Origin of the sequence: Rhodococcus sp. SORGH_AS_0301 (genome assembly GCF_030818285.1) — a bacterium.
Lineage (GTDB): Bacteria > Actinomycetota > Actinomycetes > Mycobacteriales > Mycobacteriaceae > Rhodococcoides.
The window spans coordinates 1,214,767-1,233,719 of the sequence record NZ_JAUTAC010000002.1; the positions used below are offsets into that span (position 1 = coordinate 1,214,767).

General features: G+C 67.9%; 18 protein-coding genes and 1 riboswitch. Of the genes, 11 read left to right on the forward strand and 7 right to left on the reverse strand.

The genetic code is table 11. From position 1 onward, the window contains the following. Positions 1–60: 60 nt before the first annotated feature. Positions 61–441, forward strand: coding sequence for an iron-sulfur cluster assembly accessory protein (locus tag QE397_RS06370; protein ID WP_027505809.1), 381 nt, complete (start codon positions 61–63; stop codon positions 439–441). Positions 442–607: 166 nt separating this feature from the next. After that, entirely contained in the window at positions 608–1,582 is a 975-nt protein-coding gene (locus QE397_RS06375; protein WP_307092398.1) for a carbohydrate kinase family protein, read from the forward strand. 14 nt (positions 1,583–1,596) lie between these two features. On the opposite strand, the gene asnB is transcribed toward QE397_RS06375, so the two are convergent. Next, positions 1,597–3,522, reverse strand: a complete 1,926-nt coding sequence (gene asnB, locus QE397_RS06380; RefSeq protein ID WP_027505811.1) for an asparagine synthase (glutamine-hydrolyzing) — start codon at positions 3,520–3,522, stop codon at positions 1,597–1,599. Positions 3,523–3,817: 295 nt separating this feature from the next. On the opposite strand from asnB, the gene QE397_RS06385 reads away from it, so the two are divergent. From QE397_RS06385 to QE397_RS06395, 3 genes are all read left to right on the forward strand, one after another. Beyond that, positions 3,818–4,864 (forward strand): cytochrome c oxidase subunit II, encoded by a 1,047-nt coding sequence (locus tag QE397_RS06385; protein WP_371831725.1) that lies wholly within the window; start codon positions 3,818–3,820, stop codon positions 4,862–4,864. Positions 4,865–4,870: 6 nt separating this feature from the next. Further along, positions 4,871–5,287 (forward strand): cytochrome c oxidase subunit 4, encoded by a 417-nt coding sequence (locus QE397_RS06390; RefSeq protein WP_027505813.1) that lies wholly within the window; start codon positions 4,871–4,873, stop codon positions 5,285–5,287. A 150-nt stretch (positions 5,288–5,437) separates the two neighbouring features. After that, positions 5,438–6,340, forward strand: coding sequence for an alpha/beta fold hydrolase (locus QE397_RS06395; RefSeq protein ID WP_307092401.1), 903 nt, complete (start codon positions 5,438–5,440; stop codon positions 6,338–6,340). Positions 6,341–6,595: 255 nt separating this feature from the next. Here QE397_RS06395 and QE397_RS06400 read toward each other — a convergent pair whose 3' ends face one another. The 4 genes from QE397_RS06400 to QE397_RS06415 all read right to left on the reverse strand — a co-directional run bounded on the left by QE397_RS06400 (position 6,596) and on the right by QE397_RS06415 (position 11,117). Beyond that, a complete protein-coding gene (locus QE397_RS06400; RefSeq protein ID WP_222647740.1) occupies positions 6,596–8,314 on the reverse strand; it encodes a cytochrome bc complex cytochrome b subunit in 1,719 nt (572 codons plus the stop codon). Next, positions 8,311–9,546, reverse strand: coding sequence for a ubiquinol-cytochrome c reductase iron-sulfur subunit (locus tag QE397_RS06405; protein WP_081821261.1), 1,236 nt, complete (start codon positions 9,544–9,546; stop codon positions 8,311–8,313). Before QE397_RS06405 ends, QE397_RS06400 begins: the two co-directional genes overlap by 4 nt. After that, positions 9,543–10,424, reverse strand: coding sequence for a c-type cytochrome (locus tag QE397_RS06410; protein WP_027505814.1), 882 nt, complete (start codon positions 10,422–10,424; stop codon positions 9,543–9,545). The genes QE397_RS06405 and QE397_RS06410 overlap by 4 nt, the downstream gene beginning before the upstream one ends. A gap of 78 nt (positions 10,425–10,502) precedes the next feature. Next, positions 10,503–11,117 (reverse strand): heme-copper oxidase subunit III, encoded by a 615-nt coding sequence (locus QE397_RS06415; RefSeq protein WP_027505815.1) that lies wholly within the window; start codon positions 11,115–11,117, stop codon positions 10,503–10,505. Between the two features lie 287 nt (positions 11,118–11,404). Between QE397_RS06415 and QE397_RS06420 the strand changes: the two genes are divergently transcribed. Both QE397_RS06420 and trpD read left to right on the forward strand, forming a co-directional pair. Continuing rightward, positions 11,405–11,896, forward strand: a complete 492-nt coding sequence (locus tag QE397_RS06420; RefSeq protein WP_307092406.1) for a hypothetical protein — start codon at positions 11,405–11,407, stop codon at positions 11,894–11,896. Positions 11,897–11,907: 11 nt separating this feature from the next. Further along, positions 11,908–12,951 carry an anthranilate phosphoribosyltransferase gene (gene trpD / locus QE397_RS06425; protein ID WP_307092409.1) on the forward strand — a complete coding sequence of 348 codons (1,044 nt, stop codon included), beginning with the start codon at positions 11,908–11,910 and terminating at the stop codon, positions 12,949–12,951. Between the two features lies 1 nt (position 12,952). Here the strand turns inward: trpD and QE397_RS06430 are convergent, their stop codons facing one another. Both QE397_RS06430 and QE397_RS06435 read right to left on the reverse strand, forming a co-directional pair. Beyond that, on the reverse strand, positions 12,953–13,228 hold the full coding sequence (locus QE397_RS06430; protein ID WP_027505818.1) for an Lrp/AsnC family transcriptional regulator: 276 nt from the start codon (positions 13,226–13,228) through the stop codon (positions 12,953–12,955). Between the two features lie 64 nt (positions 13,229–13,292). Then, on the reverse strand, positions 13,293–15,035 hold the full coding sequence (locus QE397_RS06435) for a DEDD exonuclease domain-containing protein (RefSeq protein WP_307092412.1): 1,743 nt from the start codon (positions 15,033–15,035) through the stop codon (positions 13,293–13,295). A 175-nt stretch (positions 15,036–15,210) separates the two neighbouring features. Between QE397_RS06435 and QE397_RS06440 the strand changes: the two genes are divergently transcribed. The 4 genes from QE397_RS06440 to QE397_RS06455 all read left to right on the forward strand — a co-directional run bounded on the left by QE397_RS06440 (position 15,211) and on the right by QE397_RS06455 (position 18,944). Then, positions 15,211–15,501 (forward strand): hypothetical protein, encoded by a 291-nt coding sequence (locus tag QE397_RS06440; protein ID WP_307092415.1) that lies wholly within the window; start codon positions 15,211–15,213, stop codon positions 15,499–15,501. Positions 15,502–15,614: 113 nt separating this feature from the next. Beyond that, a riboswitch (cyclic di-AMP (ydaO/yuaA leader) is annotated at positions 15,615–15,781 on the forward strand. 15 nt (positions 15,782–15,796) lie between these two features. Next, a complete protein-coding gene (locus tag QE397_RS06445) occupies positions 15,797–16,366 on the forward strand; it encodes a C40 family peptidase (protein ID WP_027505820.1) in 570 nt (189 codons plus the stop codon). A 290-nt stretch (positions 16,367–16,656) separates the two neighbouring features. Beyond that, positions 16,657–17,658 carry a C40 family peptidase gene (locus QE397_RS06450; protein ID WP_081821287.1) on the forward strand — a complete coding sequence of 334 codons (1,002 nt, stop codon included), beginning with the start codon at positions 16,657–16,659 and terminating at the stop codon, positions 17,656–17,658. Further along, positions 17,628–18,944 (forward strand): hypothetical protein, encoded by a 1,317-nt coding sequence (locus tag QE397_RS06455; RefSeq protein WP_307092417.1) that lies wholly within the window; start codon positions 17,628–17,630, stop codon positions 18,942–18,944. Before QE397_RS06450 ends, QE397_RS06455 begins: the two co-directional genes overlap by 31 nt. Positions 18,945–18,953: the final 9 nt, after the last annotated feature.

Genomic DNA, 18,953 nt, shown 5'->3' on the forward strand with positions numbered 1-18,953 from the left:
TACCGTTGACTGTGTTCGCCGGCGTTGTCGCCGAGAGGGCACGAACGATAGGGAGAACCCATGACTGTGCAGAACGACGTCGCCACCAGTGACGTGACCACCACCGACACCGAGACGCACGCCGTCCTGATGACCGAAGCGGCCTCGTCCAAGGCCAAGGCACTGCTGGATCAGGAAGGCCGCGACGACCTGGCGCTGCGCATCGCGGTTCAGCCCGGCGGGTGCGCAGGGCTGCGCTACCAGCTGTTCTTCGACGACCGCTCGCTCGACGGCGACCTGGTCAAGGACTTCGGCGGCGTCACGCTCGCCGTGGACCGGATGAGCGCGCCGTACGTCGAGGGCGCATCGATCGACTTCGTCGACACCATCGAGAAGCAGGGCTTCACGATCGATAACCCCAACGCCACGGGTTCGTGCGCGTGCGGTGACTCCTTCAACTGAGTCCCGAGTAGTCTCCCGCCGTCCCCGGCACCCCGCGTGGGTGCCGGGGACGACGTGTGTCCGGGGTGCTTCGTCCCGGGGCGTCCGTCTGATGGGGTTCACCCACTCGTCACCCGGGTAAGGTTCACAGCAGTTCTCCTCCACCTGCTGCGAAAGGCCCTCGGACGTGACCATTGCGGTGTCCGGCTCCATTGCTACCGACCATCTGATGCGGTTTCCCGGTCGGTTCGCCGACCAGTTCCTCGCCGATCAGCTGGCACACGTCTCGCTGAGCTTCCTCGTCGACGACCTCGTCATCCGCAAGGGCGGGGTGGGCGGCAACATCGCCTACACCATGGGTGTTCTGGGCGGCGCACCGCTGCTCGTCGGCTCGGTCGGTCCCGACTTCGCCGAGTATCAGACGTGGCTCGAGGACAACGGCGTCGACTGCTCCGCCGTCACCCTCTCCGAGACGGCTCACACCGCGCGTTTCGTCTGCACCACCGACGAGGACATGGCACAGATCGCCTCGTTCTACCCCGGCGCGATGACCGAGGCCGGCGACATCTCCGTCCACACCGTGGCCGAGGGTCGCGACCTGGAACTCGTCCTGGTCGGCGCCAACGACCCGGCCGCGATGATGCGCCACACGGCGGAGTGCCGCGAACTGGGCATCCCCTTCGCCGCGGATCCGTCGCAGCAGCTCGCACGCCTCGACGGAACGCAGGCCACCGAGCTCATCCAGGGTGCCGAGTACCTGTTCACCAACGAGTACGAGTGGGGCCTCCTCCGTCAGAAGACCGGGCTGACCGAACGCCAGATCCGCGACACCGTCGGCCTGCGCGTGACCACGCTCGGCAAGAACGGCGTCGAGATCGTCGGCGCCGACGGCACGGACATTCGCGTCTCCGTGGTCCCGGAGACCAGCAAGGTCGACCCCACCGGTGTCGGTGACGCGTTCCGCGCCGGCTTCCTCGTCGGCCGCGCCAACGGGCTGGGCCTCGAGCGCGCCGCCCAGCTCGGATCGTTCATCGCGGTGCTCGTGCTCGAGACCACCGGCACCCAGGAATGGACGCTCGTCCGTGACGACGCGATCAAGCGCCTCACCGACGCGTACGGCGACGAGGCCGCGGCCGAGATCGCCGCGATCCTCCCGCAGTAGTTCGCGTCTGCCGGCTAGAGCCGAACCGGGTACGTGGGTTCGGCGATGGCCGGCACGATGCGCTTCTCGACGAAGATGCCGTGCCACACCATGAAGATGAGCACGGTCCACAACCGGCGGCTGTGATCGCTGCGTCCCTCGCGGTGGTCGTTCAGCATGCGGGTGATCGCGGCCTTGTCGAGCAGGTGATCGGTCTGGGAATCGGCGATCTGCTGGTGCGCCCAGTCGAAGAGCTCGGTGCCACGCAGCCAATGCCGAAGCGGCACAGGGAAACCCAGCTTCGCGCGGTTGAGCACATGATCGGGCACGATGCCGTCGAGTGCCTTGCGTAGCGCGTACTTCGTCGTCGACTTCGTGATCTTCTGCTCCAGCGGCAACTGCTCCGCCACCCGGAACACCTCGTTGTCGAGGAACGGCACGCGCAACTCCAACGAGTTGGCCATCGTGATCTTGTCGGCCTTCACCAGGATGTCGCCGCGCAGCCACGTGAACAGGTCCAGATGCTGCATCCGCGCCACCGGGTCCCAGCCGGCGGACTGCGCGTAGATCGGCGCCGTCACGTCCTGATGGGTCCACTCGGGCCGGAACTCGCGCAACACCGACCGCAACTGCGCATCGTTGAAGCTGCGCGCATTGCCGTAGTAGCGCTCCTCCAGGCTCATCGACCCGCGGTGCAGGAGACTCTTGCCGCGGGTGCCCTCCGGGATGCGCTCACTCAGTCGACCGGCGGCGCGTCGCAGGGAGGGTGGCAGCTTCTCGAACGGTGCGAGCGACAACGGCTCCCGGTAGATGGTGTAGCCGCCGAACAACTCGTCCGCACCCTCGCCCGACAGCACCACCTTGACGTGCTTCCGTGCTTCCTTGGCGACGAAGTAGAGCGGCACCAGCGCCGGGTCCGCCACCGGATCGTCGAGATACCAGACGATCTCGGGGATCGCCGCGGCGAACTCCTCGGGCCCGACGACCTTGATGACGTGCTTGGCGCCGATCGCGGCGGCCGACTCGGCCGCGACGTCCACCTCGGAGTAGCCCTCACGCTCGAAACCGGTGGTGAAGGTGACCAGATCCGGGTTGTGCCGCATGGCGAGCGCGGCGATCGCCGTGGAGTCGATGCCGCCGGACAGGAACGAGCCCACGGTGACGTCGGCACGCATGTGCTTGGCGACGGAGTCCTCGAGCGCCTCGGCGATCTCGCGGTAGCGCGCCGCCTCGGTGCCCGACGGGACGGGACGCACCGGGAACGTCGGCCGGAAGTAGCGGGTGACGGTCGGCTCGGAGCCGGGAGTCAGGCGAGCGGTGCAGCCGGACTCCAGGCGACGGATGCCCGCGTGGAGCGTCTCGGGTTCCGGCACGTACTGCAGCACCGTGTAGTGCTCCAGGGCGCGGGGGTCGAGCTCGTCGGACACGCCCAACGACTCGAGGAGTTCGAGAATGCTCTTCTTCTCGCTCGCGAACGCGGTGCCCGCGGCGCCCGTCGAGTAGAACAGCGGCTTGATGCCGAACGGGTCACGCGCGAGGAACAGTTCCCGCTTCTCGGTGTCCCACAGCGCGAAGGCGAACATGCCCCGCAGGCGTCGAACGGCGTCGTCGCCCCAGAAGTGGAACGCGGCGAGAATGGCCTCGCCGTCACCCTCGGTGGCGAACGTCGCGCCGTGCTCGCGTGCCAACGTCTCGCGCAGTTCGAGGTAGTTGTAGATCTCGCCGTTGAACACCAGCGCGTAGCGCTCCGGACTCTCCGCGGGACCCCAGCGGAGCGGCTGGTGCGAGTGCTCGATGTCGATGATCGAGAGCCGGTTGAAGCCCAGCGCCAGATCGTCGTCGTGCCACGTTCCCGGCTCGTCCGGCCCGCGGTGTCGCATGCAGTGCGACGCGTGGCCGACGGCATCGACGACATCTTCCGCGGATGCGTTCGACGTCAGCAGTCCCAGCAGTCCACACACGGTCGGTACGCCTCGTTTCGTTCGGGTGTCGGCCCGGTAGCGGGCCTGGTCACAGGCGTCGCCGGGACCTCGACGGCCCGACGCGCATCGGTCCGAGTATGCCGCAGTGCGGCGGGAACGCCGAAGTGACCGGCCGGGCCCGGTGTCGCCACCCAACTCGCACCCGACCCGACACGAGAACCGAGCCCGCTTTGGTCTACGCTGCGTAGTACACGAGTACCTCGTGCGTGTGAGCGACTTCGGTGGCTCGTCCGGACGGTTCTCGTACTCTCCATCTGGCAATCAGGAAGGCGTGATCGTGGCGCAGCGTGGTGGTGGATCCGGTCGTCGGACGACACGACGAGTCGGATTGGTGGCCTCTCTTGCAGTGGCCGCCGTGGTGCTGTCGGGCTGCGGCATCGACAATTCCGTACTTCGATTCGGATGGCCGTCGGGCGTCACGCCGCAGGCCGAGCGGATGCGCGAGCTGTGGACGTGGTCCGTCATCGCGGCGCTCATCATGGGCGTCATCGTGTGGGGCCTGACCTTCTGGACGGTGGCATTCCACCGCAAGAAGAAGGACTCGCCGGAGTTCCCGCGCCAGACCGCGTACAACGTCCCGCTAGAGCTGTTCTACACGGCCGTGCCGTTCGTCATCATCGCCGTCCTCTTCTACTTCACGGTCGTCGTGCAGAACTACGTCCAGGAGAAGCAGGACAACCCCGACGTGGTCGTCGACGTCACCGCGTTCCAGTGGAACTGGAAGTTCGGCTACCGCACCGTCGACCTCAAGGACGGGCAGCCGCTGTACGACGGCACCGACCAGGAGCGCGAGCAGGCAGCAGAGGAGGCCGGCACCCCCGAGGGTGAGGAGCCGGGCCCGCTGTTCGGCCGCGAGAAGTCCGACCAGTCGTACCTGCACTACAACGAGGTCGAGACCGTCGGCTCCAGCTCCGAGGTCCCGATCCTCGTGCTCCCCACCGGCAAGCGCATCGAGTTCGAGATCGCGTCCTCCGACGTCATCCACTCGTTCTGGGTTCCCGAGTTCCTGTTCAAGCGCGACGTCATGCCGAACCCGGACGAGAACAACTCCGACAACGTGTTCCAGATCAGCGAGATCGAGCGTGAGGGTGCCTTCGTCGGGCGCTGCGCCGAGATGTGCGGCACGTACCACGCGATGATGAACTTCGAGGTTCGCGCGGTCAGCCCCGAGGCCTTCGAGAACTACATGGCGGCGCGTCGCGACGGCCAGACCAACGCTCAGGCGCTGGAGTCCATCGGCGAAGAGCCTCGCGCGACCTCCACCTCGCCGTTCAACACCGACCGCACCGTCAAGGCTGCGACCGTGGCAGAAGGAAACTGACATCCCATGAAGATCGAAGCGAAACTCTTCGAGATCCTGACCGGGTTCTTCATCCTCGTCGGAATCCTCTACGGCGTGTTCACCGGCTTCTCGCGGACCGGCATCGAGTGGGCCGGCCTCACCGCCATCGCCCTCTCGGCGGGCCTGACGCTGATCGTCGGAACGTACTTCCGGTTCGTCGCTCGTCGACTGGACACCCGTCCCGAGGACTACGACGACGCGGAGATCGCCGACGGTTCAGGCGACCTGGGCTTCTTCAGCCCCGGTAGCTTCTGGCCCATCATCCTCGCCGGATGCGCCGCCTTCATGGCCCTGGCGTTCGCGTTCTACGAGCCCTGGATGCTCGCGGTCGGCGCCCTCGCCATCATCGCCGCCGCAGCCGGACTGGTCTTCGAGTACCACGTGGGACCCGAGAAGCACTGACACAGCTCCACCTTGAACGCCCCCGGCCTGTGGTCGGGGGCGTTCGGCGTCGGTGGGGTGGGATAGCGCCCCTTCTGATGGGCTTCTCGCACCTCCCGTGTTCCCGCACCCACGCTGCGCCGTCGCACATCGCCTTGCCGAGCAACACGCATGCGTGACGCAAGGAAGGGTGCGGGAACTGACGAATCGATGATCGAGGTCGAGGCCGCGTCGATCCTCACCCGGCACTGGGGCGCGGGCGATCTCCCGGTGCTGTTGCTGCACGGGCACCCGCGTACGTCGGCGACGTGGCACCGTGTCGCCCCACTGCTGGTCGACGCAGGACATACGGTCGTCTGCCCGGGCTTGCGCGGGTACGGCCGCTCGCAGGGCCCGGCGCCGACACCCGACCACTCCGCACACTCGAAGCGGGCGATGGCCTCGGACATGGTGCAGGTGATGGCCGCACTCGGGCACCGACGCTTCGCCGTGGTCGGTCACGACCGTGGAAGTTACGTGGCCCTGCGCCTGGCCCTGGACCACTCGGGCCTCGTGACCGCGCTGTCCCTGCTCGACTGCATCCCCATCAGCGAGCACCTCGACTGGGCGGACAGTCGATTCGCGACCCGATGGTGGCACTGGTTCTTCTACGCCCAGCCCGACCTCCCCGAGCGCGCCATCACTGCCGATCCCTCTTCGTGGTACCGCGGCGATCCGGCCCTCATGGGAGTGGAGAACCACCGTGAGTGGCTGACGGCGATCCACGATCCCGATGTCGTACGCGCGATGCTCGAGGACTACCGAGCGGGACTCACTGTCGACGCCGACCACAAACGCGCCGACCGAGCGCAGGGGAGGACGTTGGCCGTGCCGGTGCAGGTGCTGTGGTCCACACGGGACGACCTCGAGGAGTTGTACGGCGACCCGTTGACCATCTGGCGTGCATGGGCGCCGGGCGTCGTCGGGCACGGCATCGATTGGGGACACCACATGGCCGAGGAGGCCCCGCACCACCTCGTCGACGCGCTGTTGCCGTTCCTCGCCTCGGCGGGGCGGTGGGATTCAGTGCAGTAGCCCGCGCTCCACACGGTCCAGTGCACCGGATCTGCTGGGGCGGGGTATTCGTGTGCAGTGATCCGCGGTGGGCGCGGATCACTGCACACAAGAGGGGTGGGTGGCATCCCGATCCGCCGGCGCGGATCTCGGACTGCGCTGACACCCCGCCTCGCCGAGCGACGACGGGTGCGGGCACGAGCGGTGGGGGAGGGGACAGACGAGAAGAGGCGCCACCCGAGTGGGTGGCGCCTCTTCTACCGTTCAGCGGGTCGCTCAGTGCCCGTTGGACTCCGGTCCGTGACCGTTGCCGTTGGACGAGCCGTTGCCGTTCGAGTGGCCGTTGGACGAGCCGTTGCCGTTCGAGTGCCCGTTGCCCTGCGACAGGATCTTCGCCTGGTAGGTGCGGAGCATGGTGAGCTGATCGTGCTCACCCTCGTGCGACAGACGCTCGTGCAGCCGGTGCTCCTCGTCCGAGTCCGGAGTGAAGATGCTGCCCGAGCCGGGCTTGCCGGCGGAACCGAGCTTGTTCATCTTCTTCGGGATCGCAGCACCCTGGTACTCGAGCGGGATCGGGTGGCCGTGATCGTCGACCGGGCCGAGGGGCTGGTGGATCTCGACGTAGGCGCCGTGGGGCAGACGCTTGATGACACCCGTCTCGATGCCGTGCTCGAGCACCTGGCGATCGCTGCGCTGGAGACCGATGCAGAAGCGGTAGGTCAGCAGGTAGACGATCGGAGGCAGGACCACGAGGCCGATGCGGCCGATCCAGGTCATCGCGTTCAGGGAGATCGAGAACTTGTACGCGATGATGTCGTTGACGCAGCTGAGCGTCAGGACCACGTAGAAGGCGATCGCCATGGCGCCGACCGCGGTACGCACCGGAACGTCGCGGGGACGCTGCAGCAGGTTGTGGTGAGCGTCGTCCTTGGTGAAGCGCTTCTCGATCCAGGGGTACGCGATCATGATCGCGAACACCGCACCCATGATGACGGCGACCCAGAAGACGGCCGGGATCATGTAGTTGCCGATGTAGAGCTCCCACGCGGGCCACAGTCGAGCCAGGCCGTCCGTCCACATCATGTAGAAGTCGGGCTGTGAGCCGGCGGAGACCTGCGACGGGTTGTACGGGCCCAGGGCCCACACCGGGTTGATCTGCAGTACTCCACCCATGACCGCGAGGACACCGAAGGTCATGGCGAAGAAGGCGCCGGACTTGACCGCGAAGACCGGGAGGATGCGGACACCCACCACGTTGGTCTCGGTGCGGCCGGGGCCGGGGAACTGCGTGTGCTTCTGGTACCAGACGAGCGCGAGGTGAGCTGCGATGAGCGCCAGGATGATGGCGGGCAGGAGCAGCACGTGCGCGACGTACAGGCGCGGGATGATCAGCGTGCCGGGGAAGTCACCGTTGAAGATCAGCCAGTGCATCCACGTTCCGATGACCGGGATGGAGATCGTGATGCCCGAGAAGGCGGCGCGCAGGCCGGTACCGGACAGCAGGTCGTCGGGGAGCGAGTAGCCGAAGAAGCCCTCGAACATCGCCAGGATGAGCAGCAGCGAGCCGATGACCCAGTTCGCCTCACGCGGGCGACGGAACGCACCGGTGAAGAAGATGCGCATCATGTGCACGATGATCGAGCAGGCGAACAGCAGAGCTGCCCAGTGGTGGATCTGGCGGATGAACAGACCGCCGCGCACCTCGAAGGACAGGTCCAGCGTGGTGGCGTACGCCTTGGTCATCTCGACACCGCGCAAGGGAGCGTAGGCGCCCTGGTAGGTGGTCTCCGTCATGGAGGGGTCGTAGAAGAGGGTCAGGTACGTACCGGACAGCAGCAGGATGACGAAGCTGTACAGCGCGATCTCACCCAGCAGGAACGACCAGTGGGTGGGGAAGACCTTGTTGATCTGACGACGCATACCCGCTGAGAGGTGATAGCGGGAGTCGACGTCCTCGGCTTGCTTCGCAGCGAGCGTGGCGATGGATGGACTCATCGTGAACCTTCCGATGACGACGCAGCAGAAGCGCTCTCCTGCTCGTGTACTCCGGCCGGACGTTCCCAGTAGGCGGGTCCGAGCGGCTCGATGAAATCGCCCGCGGCGACGAGGTAGCCCTCGTCGTTGACCGTGATGGGCAGCTGCGGAAGAGCGCGGGCGGCCGGTCCGAAGATCGGCTTGGCGTACTCCAACGCGTCGAATTGCGACTGGTGGCACGGGCACAGGATCCGGTTGGTCTGCTGCTCGTACAACGATGTGGGGCACCCGAGGTGGGTGCAGATCTTCGAGTAGGCGAAGTAGTCGCCGTAGTTGAAGCTCTCCTGGCCCTTCCGCTTGATGGTGCGGTCGGCGTCCTCGGTGCGCAGACGGATGAGCATGACCGCGTTGCGGATGCCCTTCAGTGCGTGCGAGAGCTCCTCCTCGTTTCCACGCTCCGACTCACGGAACGGGAAGACGGTCTCCATGGCGCCGGCGTCGAGATCCTCCGGGCGGACCAGAACGATGTCGTCGACGCGTCCGGTGTAGCGACGCAGGTAGACGGTCTCGCCCTCGTAGTTCGGCGTCCAACCCGAGACCCAGAGCGAGGACTCGTCGCCCTCGGCCCAAGGGTTCTTGATCAGACCGCCGAGCGGGAGGATCGACATGACGCCGAGCGCGCCGCCGCCGAAGACGAGGCTGCGCTTGATCATCTTGCGTCGACCCAGCGTGGAGGTGTCGAAGGAGTCGCTGAGTTCGGCGACGACCGTCTTCTTGTCCACCTCGCTCGATCCACCGTCGTGGCGGTCCTGGATGGACACCTCTTCGGGAATGAACTTCTTGGTGAACTGCACGGCGCCGACGCCGACACCGATGATCGCGAGACCCATGGTGAGACCGATCAGCGGTGTGTACAGGCTGTACAGCCCATAGCTGTCCTCGCCCATGCCGGCGTACTGCCACGGCCAGAACAGGTAGATGGCGATGAAGGCCACGGCCGACACACCCGCGAGGAAGAACCAGAGGCTGACGCTGCGCTCGGCGCGCTTCTCGGCCTTGGTTCCGGGGACGGGCCAGCGTGCGCGACGGAACGCCACGTCCACGTGATCGAGGTTGGTGCCGAGTGCGACGAGCTCGTCGCGGCTCATGGCGGCCAGTTCCTCGTCCGTGTACTTGCGGTCCGGGTCGAAGCCCTCGGGGAACTTGTTCGGATCGCCGGGCACGCCGTCGTCCTTGCGGTTGTCGTCGCTCATGACCTCACTCCGATCCACAGTGCTGCTGCGACGACCGCTCCGATGCCGACCACCCAGATGGCGATGGCTTCCGTACCGGGGCCGAAGCCGCCGAGTCCGTATCCACCGGGAGGCTGCGTCTCGGAGGAGGACTTGACGTACGCGATGATGTCTTTCTTCTCTTCGGGCGTGAGCTGGCGGTCCGAGAACTTGGGCATGTTCTGCGGGCCGGTGACCATCGCCTGGTAGATCTGCTGCTCGTTGGCCGGGTCGAGGATCGGCGCGAACTTGCCCGAGGACAGGGCGCCACCGCGACCGGTGAAGTTGTGGCAGGACGCGCAATTGAGGCGGAAGAGTTCACTGCCGCGAGCGATGTCATCGCCGCGAAGCGACTCCTGCGCGATCTCACCGTTGTCGGTGCGCACCACCGTGGGTCCGCCGCCGTTGGCCTGGATGTAGGCGCCGAGGGCGTCGACCTGCGACTGGTTGTACTTCGGGGGCTTCCGCTCGGCCTGGGCCTCGTTGCGCGCCATCGGCATGCGACCGGAGGAGACCTGGAAGTAGACGGCTGCTTCGCCGACTCCGATGAGGGACGGTCCGCGGTCCTGGACACCCTGGAGGTTGGCGCCGTGGCACGTCACGCAGGACGTGTCGTAGATCTGCTGGCCTTCGCGCACCATGGCCGCGCTGTCTTCCTGCGCGGTGGCGACCTGAGCGTCGGGGGTGAGGGCTGCGGCGAGGAAGCCCGCGCCGACGAGACCCATGAACAGCGCCATGGCGCCACTGACCCGGCGACGGGTACGACGCTTGCGACGCGCCTTGGTCGCCGAGGCGTCCGGCGTACCGGCGGACACGACGGTGCCGTCGTCGTCGGGAGTGGCGGGGGGAGAGGAACTCATCTGTATCCCTTGTCGTGTCGGGACGGCTTGTCGGATGCGACCGATGAGGCTGTCATCGGGTATTCGACGCCTGCTCGGTCAGCGGATGAAGTAGATCGTCGCGAACAGCGCGATCCAGACGATGTCGACGAAGTGCCAGTAGTACGACACGACGATGGCGGCGGTGGCCTGGGCCGGCGTGAACTTGCTGACCAGGGTGCGGGCGATCAGGAAGACGAAGGCGATCAGACCGCCGATCACGTGCAGGCCGTGGAAGCCGGTGGTGATGTAGAAGACGGATCCGTAGACGCTGCTCGAGATCGAGGTGCCCTCGTGAACGAGGTGGTAGTACTCGTAGCCCTGGCCGGCGACGAAGAACGCGCCCATGGCCAGAGTGATCGTGTACCAGCGGCGCAGTCCGAACACGTCGCCACGCTCGGCGGCGAACACGCCCAGCTGGCAGGTGAAGGACGATGCGATGAGCACCGCGGTCACGGGGACGGCCAGCGTCAGGTTGAGCTCGGTCGGCTCCGGCGGCCACTGGCCGGGAGCGGCCTGAGCCCGCGCGACGAAGTACATCGCGAAGAGGCCGGCAAAGAACATCAACTCGCTGGACAGCCACACGATGGTGCCCACGCTGACCATGTTCGGTCGGTTCAGCGAGTGGACACGCTGGGTGATGGCGGATCCCGAAGTACCTACTGCGCTCGTCACATCGAGAAGTATGACTCGTCGTAGTACGGATGGCATAGCCGGGGCAGTATTGGCGAGTCGAGCATCGTTCGCGCGCGCGTGACACAGAATGCCTCCTCGTGGTCCGGTCGGCCCGTCTTCCTGGACTTTCTGTTCAATAGTACTCGTCCGTGCACGTCGGACCGGGTTCCGTCGACCCCCGCGCCCGTGATGTATCCCGCACGCCGGAGTCTCGACCCGAGCTTCAGACTCGATGCCTCCCGAGCGACTCCGGGACCGGTTCCAGCGGCATCTGGCACTGTCGTGACATGACTTCGGGCTCTGGTCGTGGGCGGACACGGTGGTGGCAGCGGCTGTTCGGCCGGGCGGCTCCGGAGCCCATCGACCCCACTCGCACCGACCTCGTCGTGGTCGCGTCGTGCTTCGACGACGTGGAGGCGTGCTCGACGACCCTCGAGCGCGCGGCGCACACGGATCCCCTCTGGTCCGCGGACGACGACGTGGTGTTGCGCCACCACCTGCTCCTCCCCGCCGATCAGATCGCCGACGCGGTGTCGGTGGCGGCGCAGGACGGATACAGCGAGGCGACCGCAGGTCCCATGGCGCAGACTCCCGGGCATCTGCCCGGCGGTGTCTCCGACGCGACCGTCCTGGTGCTGCAGCGGGTGCAGGTGCTCGACGCGCTGCACTGCTCGCAGGAACGGTCACGGATGGCGGGGTTGGCCCAACGGCGCGACGGGGTGGTACTGGGCTGGGACGCCCTCCAACCGGCTGCCGAGGACGCATCGCCGGAGCACTAGGCTTCCCGCTCATGAGCGCTGGGGATGGCACGCGTACATGGGCACAGGTCCTCGGGGCCCTGGCATCACGCCAGGACCTGACGGGTGCCGACACGGCGTGGGCGATGGACGAGATCATGTCGGACAACGCCACCGCGGCCCAGATCGCTGCCTTCGGTGTCGCCCTCAAGATGAAGGGCCCCACGTCGGACGAACTGCGCGGACTGGCCGACTCGATGCTCGGCCACGCCAAGCGCGTGCCCGTGGACGACGACGTCGTCGACATCGTCGGTACGGGCGGCGATCGGTCCCACACGGTGAACATCTCGACAATGGCGTCAGTGGTCGTGGCGGCCGCGGGAATCCGGGTGGTCAAGCACGGCAACCGGGCCGCCTCGTCCAAGAGCGGCGGAGCCGACGTGTTGGAAGCGCTGGGCGTGCGTATCGACCAGGGGCCGGAGCGGGTCGCGGCGAGTGTCGCCGAGCTGGGCATCGGGTTCTGCTTCGCGCCCGTGTTCCACCCGGCGCTGCGCTTCGCTGCGGCGCCTCGCAAGGAGATCGGCATCCCCACGGCCTTCAACGTCCTCGGGCCGCTGACGAACCCTGCGAGTCCGCGCGCCGGTCTGGTGGGATGCGCGTTCGACGATCTGATCGACGTCGTCGCGGGCGTGTTCGCGGCGCGCGGCAACTCCGTCCTCGTGGTGCGCGGCGACGACGGGCTGGACGAGATCACGACGTCGACGACCACGTCGGTGCGCGTCGTCCGGAACGGTGTCGTCGACCACGCGGTGCTCGATCCACGCGATCTCGGTATCGAGCGGGTGTCCCTCGACGCCCTCCGAGGCGGGGACGCCGCACACAACGCGGACGTGGCGCGTCGGGTGTTCGGCGGCGAACGAGGCCCCGTGCGGGACGCGGTGCTGCTCAATGCAGCAGGTGCCATCGCGGCGTTCCGCGGCGTCGACGGTTCGCTCGAGGACGCGATGGCCGGTGCGTTGACGACGGCAGCCGCCGCGGTGGACGAGGGAGCCGCTCAGACGCTGCTGACGCGATGGGCGGCGTTCACGTCGGCCTGAGTCACTCGCCGATGGAGAAGCCCGCGTCGACGTCGGCGCTCGAGTAGGACTTGAACGCGATGTGCGTGTCTGTCCGCACCACGCCGGTGACGCGGTTGACGCGTTCGGTGATCACCTCGGCGATCTCCTCGTGCGTACGCACCTTGACCACGGCGATCAGGTCGACGTCGCCGGCGCACGAGTACACCTCGGACACACCTGGTACGTCGGCGACGGCACGCGCGGTCTCCGGAATGGAGTGCACCTCGGCGTGGATCAGAACGATGGCGGTGATCATGGTGAACCTTCCGAACTGTCGTGAGAGGGCGAACTGCGGGTCAGCCTAGTTCTCGGCCGTGCGGTCATCCCCAGGCCATCGTGCGTTCCTTCTCGCGGCGTCCGACGTCGCGCACGGCGGCGCACCACTGTGCCCATCGCCCCGCTCCGTGCGCCGGTTCGCACCATCCGTCCGTGGTGTCGACGATGCGGACGCCACCCGACTCGAGCCACCGCGCGATCAGCGCCACCTCCTCCGGCGTGGCACCGCGTAGGGGAGTGGCGTCCGGCACGACGGTCTCCGCACCGGCGACGAGTGCTTCCACCACGGGCATGGGCGCGACGCCGCGGCGGGAACGACCAGCACTGGCAAGACGTCCGTGCCGGACGACGACGAACTCCCACCCGCCGTCGTCGGCGCGGCGCGCGGCGATCAGCTGCTCGATGGCCGCGAGTGCCTGCAGCCGCTGCACCGACCGCAGGGCCGTCAACAGGGTGGCCGCGCGGTCGCGCAGGCGGGCCGCGGACTCGAAGAGCAGATCCTCGGACAGTGCGTCGATCCGGGCGGCGACGGCATCGAGCACCGCTGCGTCGGCACCCTCGGTGAGAGCGCGGAAGGCGACGGGCGCGTCGGCGTACTCCTCGGGAGTGAGCGGGCTCGCCGTCGCCGCCGTGCATCCACCGACGGCCTCGGTGGAACAGTCGTGCACCGCCGAGGCGGCGATGCGGTGGGTGCAGGAGCGCAACCGGGTGTGCTCGGCGACGAGAGCGGCGGCCTCGGCTGCCGCCCCGCGAACGGAGAACGGTCCGAGCGCGCCGGGCGCCGGTGTCCGGACGATGGAGATGCGCGGGAACGCCTCGCTCGTCAGGGTCAGCCACCAGCCCTTGCGGGGGTACTTCGATCGACGGTTGTACGGGGGCGTGTGCGCACTGATGAGCCTCAGTTCGCGCACGCCGGCCTCGATGGCATGGCTGCACTCGACGTGGTCGACCCGGGTCGCGAGGGCGACCATCTCCTTCATGCGTCCGCGGGTCTCGGATCCCGTGAAGTAGTTCCGTACACGGCGGTGGAGGTTCCGTGAGGTGCCGACGTAGAGCACCTCGTCGGACGGTCCGCGGAAGAGGTAGACACCGGGGGCGTGCGGAAGGCCCGCCGCGAGCGTGCGTTTGGCGCGGTGCGCCGAGGACACCGTCGGCAGGTAGTCGACCAGTTCCGCATAGCTGTGGACGCCCTGGTTGCCCACCCGTTCGATCAGCCCGTGCAGCACGTCGACCGTGGCCCGTGCGTCGTCGAGAGCCCGGTGGGTGGGCTTGGTGGACACCTGGAAGAGAGTGGCGAGCGAGGACAGCTTGACCGAGGGCGCCTCGTCCCGGGTGAGCACCCGACGGGCGAGCGTGACGGTGCACAGCACTCGGAACGACGGCCAGGCCAGATCCATCCGCGTCGCCGCTGCGCGGAGGAACGCGGTGTCGAAGCGGGCGTTGTGTGCCACCAGCACGCTGCCGCGGGCGAACTCGACGAAGGTGGGCAGGACCCGCTCGATGCGAGGGGCGTCGAGAAGCATCGCGCTGGTGATGCCCGTCAACGCGACGATGGCAGGAGGAATGGACCGGCCCGGGTCCACGAGTGTCGCCATCTCACCGATCACCCGGCCGCCGCGAACCTTGACGGCGCCGATCTCGGTGATCGCGTCCTCGCCCGGTCGGCCTCCGGTGGTCTCGAGGTCCACCACCACGAAGGTCGTGTCGCGCAACGACTGGTCCAGTTCGTCGAATGCGAGCTGCACACCGCGTGCATGCCCCGACACCACAGTCGCCCCATCAGTCACGTGCGTCACCGTAGGTGGTCCCACCGACAGGAACCCGGTCCGTCCACGACGAGCACGCCGTGTCGGTGCACGTCGTTAGCGTCCGTTTCCGAGGCGTGATCGAGCGTCGGATCGGGTGTGATCCGGGCTGAACATCACGGCGAGAGACCGTGAACCACAATGAGACGGAGATCACATGATTGTCGATTGCGGCGAGTGCACCGTGCGCGGAGACGCGTGTTCGGACTGTGTCGTCTCGGTGTTGCTGGGGGTGCCGGGCATGCCCGCGGCGTCGGCCGGCGGCCCGCGTGACACCCACTTCGCCACGCGCAGAATGCGTCTCGAGCAGGACGAACAGGAGGCGATGGCCGTTCTGGCGGAAAGCGGGTTGGTGCCCCGGTTGCGGTTGGTAGGCAGAGAAATTCCCTCACCACAGGAGACCGGCCACGACCGACCCGCTGCGGGGCCGGAGCACGCCGCGGGGTGAGTCGGACCGTGATCGTTTCGCGACACGAGTCGGCTGGGCTCGACATCGGGGATGCCGTTTCGTAATCTTTCCGAGACATTGCGGAGTCGAGCAGAGCCACCAGGGACTGCGCCGCAAGGTCACCGCCTAATCGGCCACCTCTTCCGGGTGGTCGTACCGGGAACCCACCGTTACACCGGGGTGAATCCCGTCGCAGTCGCACCAGCGGCTCGTCGGGTAGGGCTGATCTTCCCAGCCCGAACCCGTCAGCTAACTCGGTCGGCGGATACCAGGAAGAAACGGAGCACATCTTTTCGTGGCGAAACACCGCAAACCCAGCACTGCCTCGCGGCCGGTCCGCAACGTTCTCGTCGCCGGCGCGCTCACCGCAGGCGCTGTCGCCATCCCCGCCGCCCCCGCCTTCGCGGCACCGGTGGAGATCCCCGGTATCGGCACCTTCGAGGTCCCGGACCAGATCCTGAGCCAGCTTCCCCCCATGCCGCAGGTCCCCGCGCTTCCCGGCCCGGCCGCACCGCAGTCCAGCGCCGCGCAGGTCGCCGTGCAGGCAGCCGAGAGCAAGGTCGGCGCACCGTACGTCTACGGAGCCGCAGGCCCCAGTGCGTTCGACTGCTCCGGTCTCATGAAGTGGGCGTACCAGCAGGCCGGTATCGAGCTTCCCCGCACGAGCTACGACCAGGCCGCGGCCGGCGTGCCCGTCTCGCAGGCGGATCTGAAGCCCGGCGACGTCGTGTCCTTCTACGGCGGCTCGCACTCCGGCATGTACGTGGGCAACGGCAACGTCGTCCACGCGTCCACCGAGAGCCAGCCCGTCAAGATCGCTCCGCTGTCGTCGATGCCCTTCGACGGCGCACGTCGCTACGCCTGACGCAGCGACACCTTCGCTCGACACCCTGACGCCGCACGGAACCGATCGACCGGTCGGTTCCGTGCGGCGTCAGTCGGTGAATCCGCCGTTTTCGACGGGTTCTCGGGCTTCGTGGACGGAATCATCGTTCGCGGCGTAATCTTTCCGTGACGTCCTCGGCCATCATCCGCGCCGCCGAGCGACCCGGACTCGTCCAGATCGGAGAACCGTTCATCGTGCCGTCATCGGTCCACCCCCGCGTTCGTCCCACTTCTCGTACGAGACTGCGTGGACTGGTGATCGCGAGTGCGATGACAGCGGCGATCGCCGTCCTCCCCGCCGGTCCCGCCGGCGCCGACCCGGTTCCCGGCGCGTCCGCCTCCGAGGCGGTCACGAAGCTCACCGATCTCTCGCGCGAGTCCGAGCAGACCACCGAGGCGATGCACAACGCCCAGATCGAGCTCGACGCGAAGCTCGCCGCCCAGCAGGAGGCGGACGCTCGACACGACGCCGACCGTGCCGCCCTCGACGCGGCCACGGCGCAGATCGACACGGTGCGGCCCGCCGTCGACAAGATCGCCCGTGCCAACTACCAGGGCGCTCGGACGAACCGGCTCTTCGCGGTCATGGTCAGTGATTCCCCGCAGCAGTTGCTCGACCAGATGTCCGCTCTCGACATCATCTCCACCGACGCGGCCGCCACCGTCGGCACCTTCCGGGAGGCCAGCGACGCCGCAGCGGCAGCCGAGGCGGCGTCACAGCAGTCCGCCGACGCGGCCCGGGTGGCCACGGAGCAGGCGAAGGCTGTCAGCGACGACCTGCAGGGCAAGCAGAGCCGTCTGCAGAGCGAGATAGCCGATGTCGTCGCCGCGTTCGGTTCGCTGTCCGACACGGAGAAGCAGGGGCTGGCCGGCGCCGCGTTCCCGCCGGGCTTCGATCCCTCCGCCATCCTCGGCGCCCTCCCGCCGGGATCGCAGGCCGGAGCACTGTCGGCCGCGTTCACGCAGATCGGCAAGCCGTACGTGTGGGGTGCGACCGGCCCGGACGGGTACGACTGCTCGGGCCTCGTGGTGTGGGCATACAAGCAGATCGGTAAGACTCTCCCGCGGTCGAGTCAGGCGCAGGCCGCCGGCGGCACCCCCGTCGACAAGGCGAACCTCCAGCCCGGCGACGTGGTCCTGTTCTATCCCGACGCATCGCACGTGGGTCTCTACGCCGGTAACGGCAACGTGGTCCATGCATCGACCTTCGGTGTTCCCGTTCGTGTCGAGTCGATGGCATCGTGGCCCTTCTACGGCGCTCGCCGCTACTGACGGTCCGCGCCCTGGCGGCGCTGGGCCTGGTTCTCTCCCTTCTGGTGGCGTGTTCGCCGTCGGCACCCGACGAGCAGACGCCCACGACGACTGCGGGCCCGGACGCCCGCACCGTCGGTGTCACGGCACTGCTCGACTCATGGACGGCCGCACTCCGCTCCGACGACGAGGCCGCGCTGCGCGAGTTGATCGACTCCGACGCTGACCCGGGATTCGCTGATCGCGAGATCGCCCGCGCGCAGGCGCTGCGCGGTCTGCCGCTGTCCGACTTCGGCTACGAGATCACTCCGGGTCCGGAGACTCCGGTGCCGGTCGATCGGGCGGATGCACTCGCGGCCACCGAGGTGTGGGCGCCGAACGTCGCACTGCGCTACGCCTGGGCCGACGCCGACATCGGTTCCACGAGTCGCGACATCGCACTCGTCGTCGCTCGTCGGGGCGACACGTGGCGTCTGGTCTCCGATGCCGACCTGCCGCAGTACGGGCGCACCACGTGGCGTGGCCCGTGGGACTTCGGGCCGGTGGTCACGGAGCGAGTCGCCACCGGGTCGACCACGTCGCTCGTCGTGGGTCACGAGGCGCAGCGCGCCTTCATCGACGACCTCGCGGCGGAGCTGCCCTCCGCGGTGGCGGCCGTGACCGAGTTCGCCGGGCTCGGATGGTCTCGCCGCGCGGTCCTGACGGTCACCGGTTCCGATGCCGAGTTCATCAGCACGGCAGACGGATTCACGTCCACCGATGTCGCGGCCTCGACGATCGCGGATCCGGTCCGCGGGGGCCTGGTCACCGGCCAGCGCATCGTCTTCGGCCCGACTGCGCCGGACCGGCTCACCGACTCGACCCGCCGCACCGTGCTGCGCCACGAGCTCACCCACGTGGCCATGCGCGCGGTCACCGGGGAGGACGCGCCCCTGTGGATGCTCGAGGGTTTCGCCGACTACTCGGGCTATCGAGGCTCGGGACTGTCCTTCGACGAGATCGCGCCCACCCTCGCGGCCGTGGTCCGCGCGGCGGGACCGCCCAGGGTCCTCCCGGAGGACTCGGACTTCGCCGCAGGTGGCAGTCGCGGATCGATCGCGTACGAGTCCGCCTGGTCGGTGGCCTCGTTCGTCGCCGACCGGTTCGGGGAGCCGGTGCTCCGGCAGCTGTACGACCGTTTCGCGGCCGGACCGACCGATCCCACCGTGACCGACTCGGTCTTCTCGGCCACGCTGGGCGTCGGCACCGTCGACTTCCTCGCGCAGTGGGGGCAGTGGGTGGCGGAACAGGCCGCCGGGCAGAGCTGACGGCGGTCT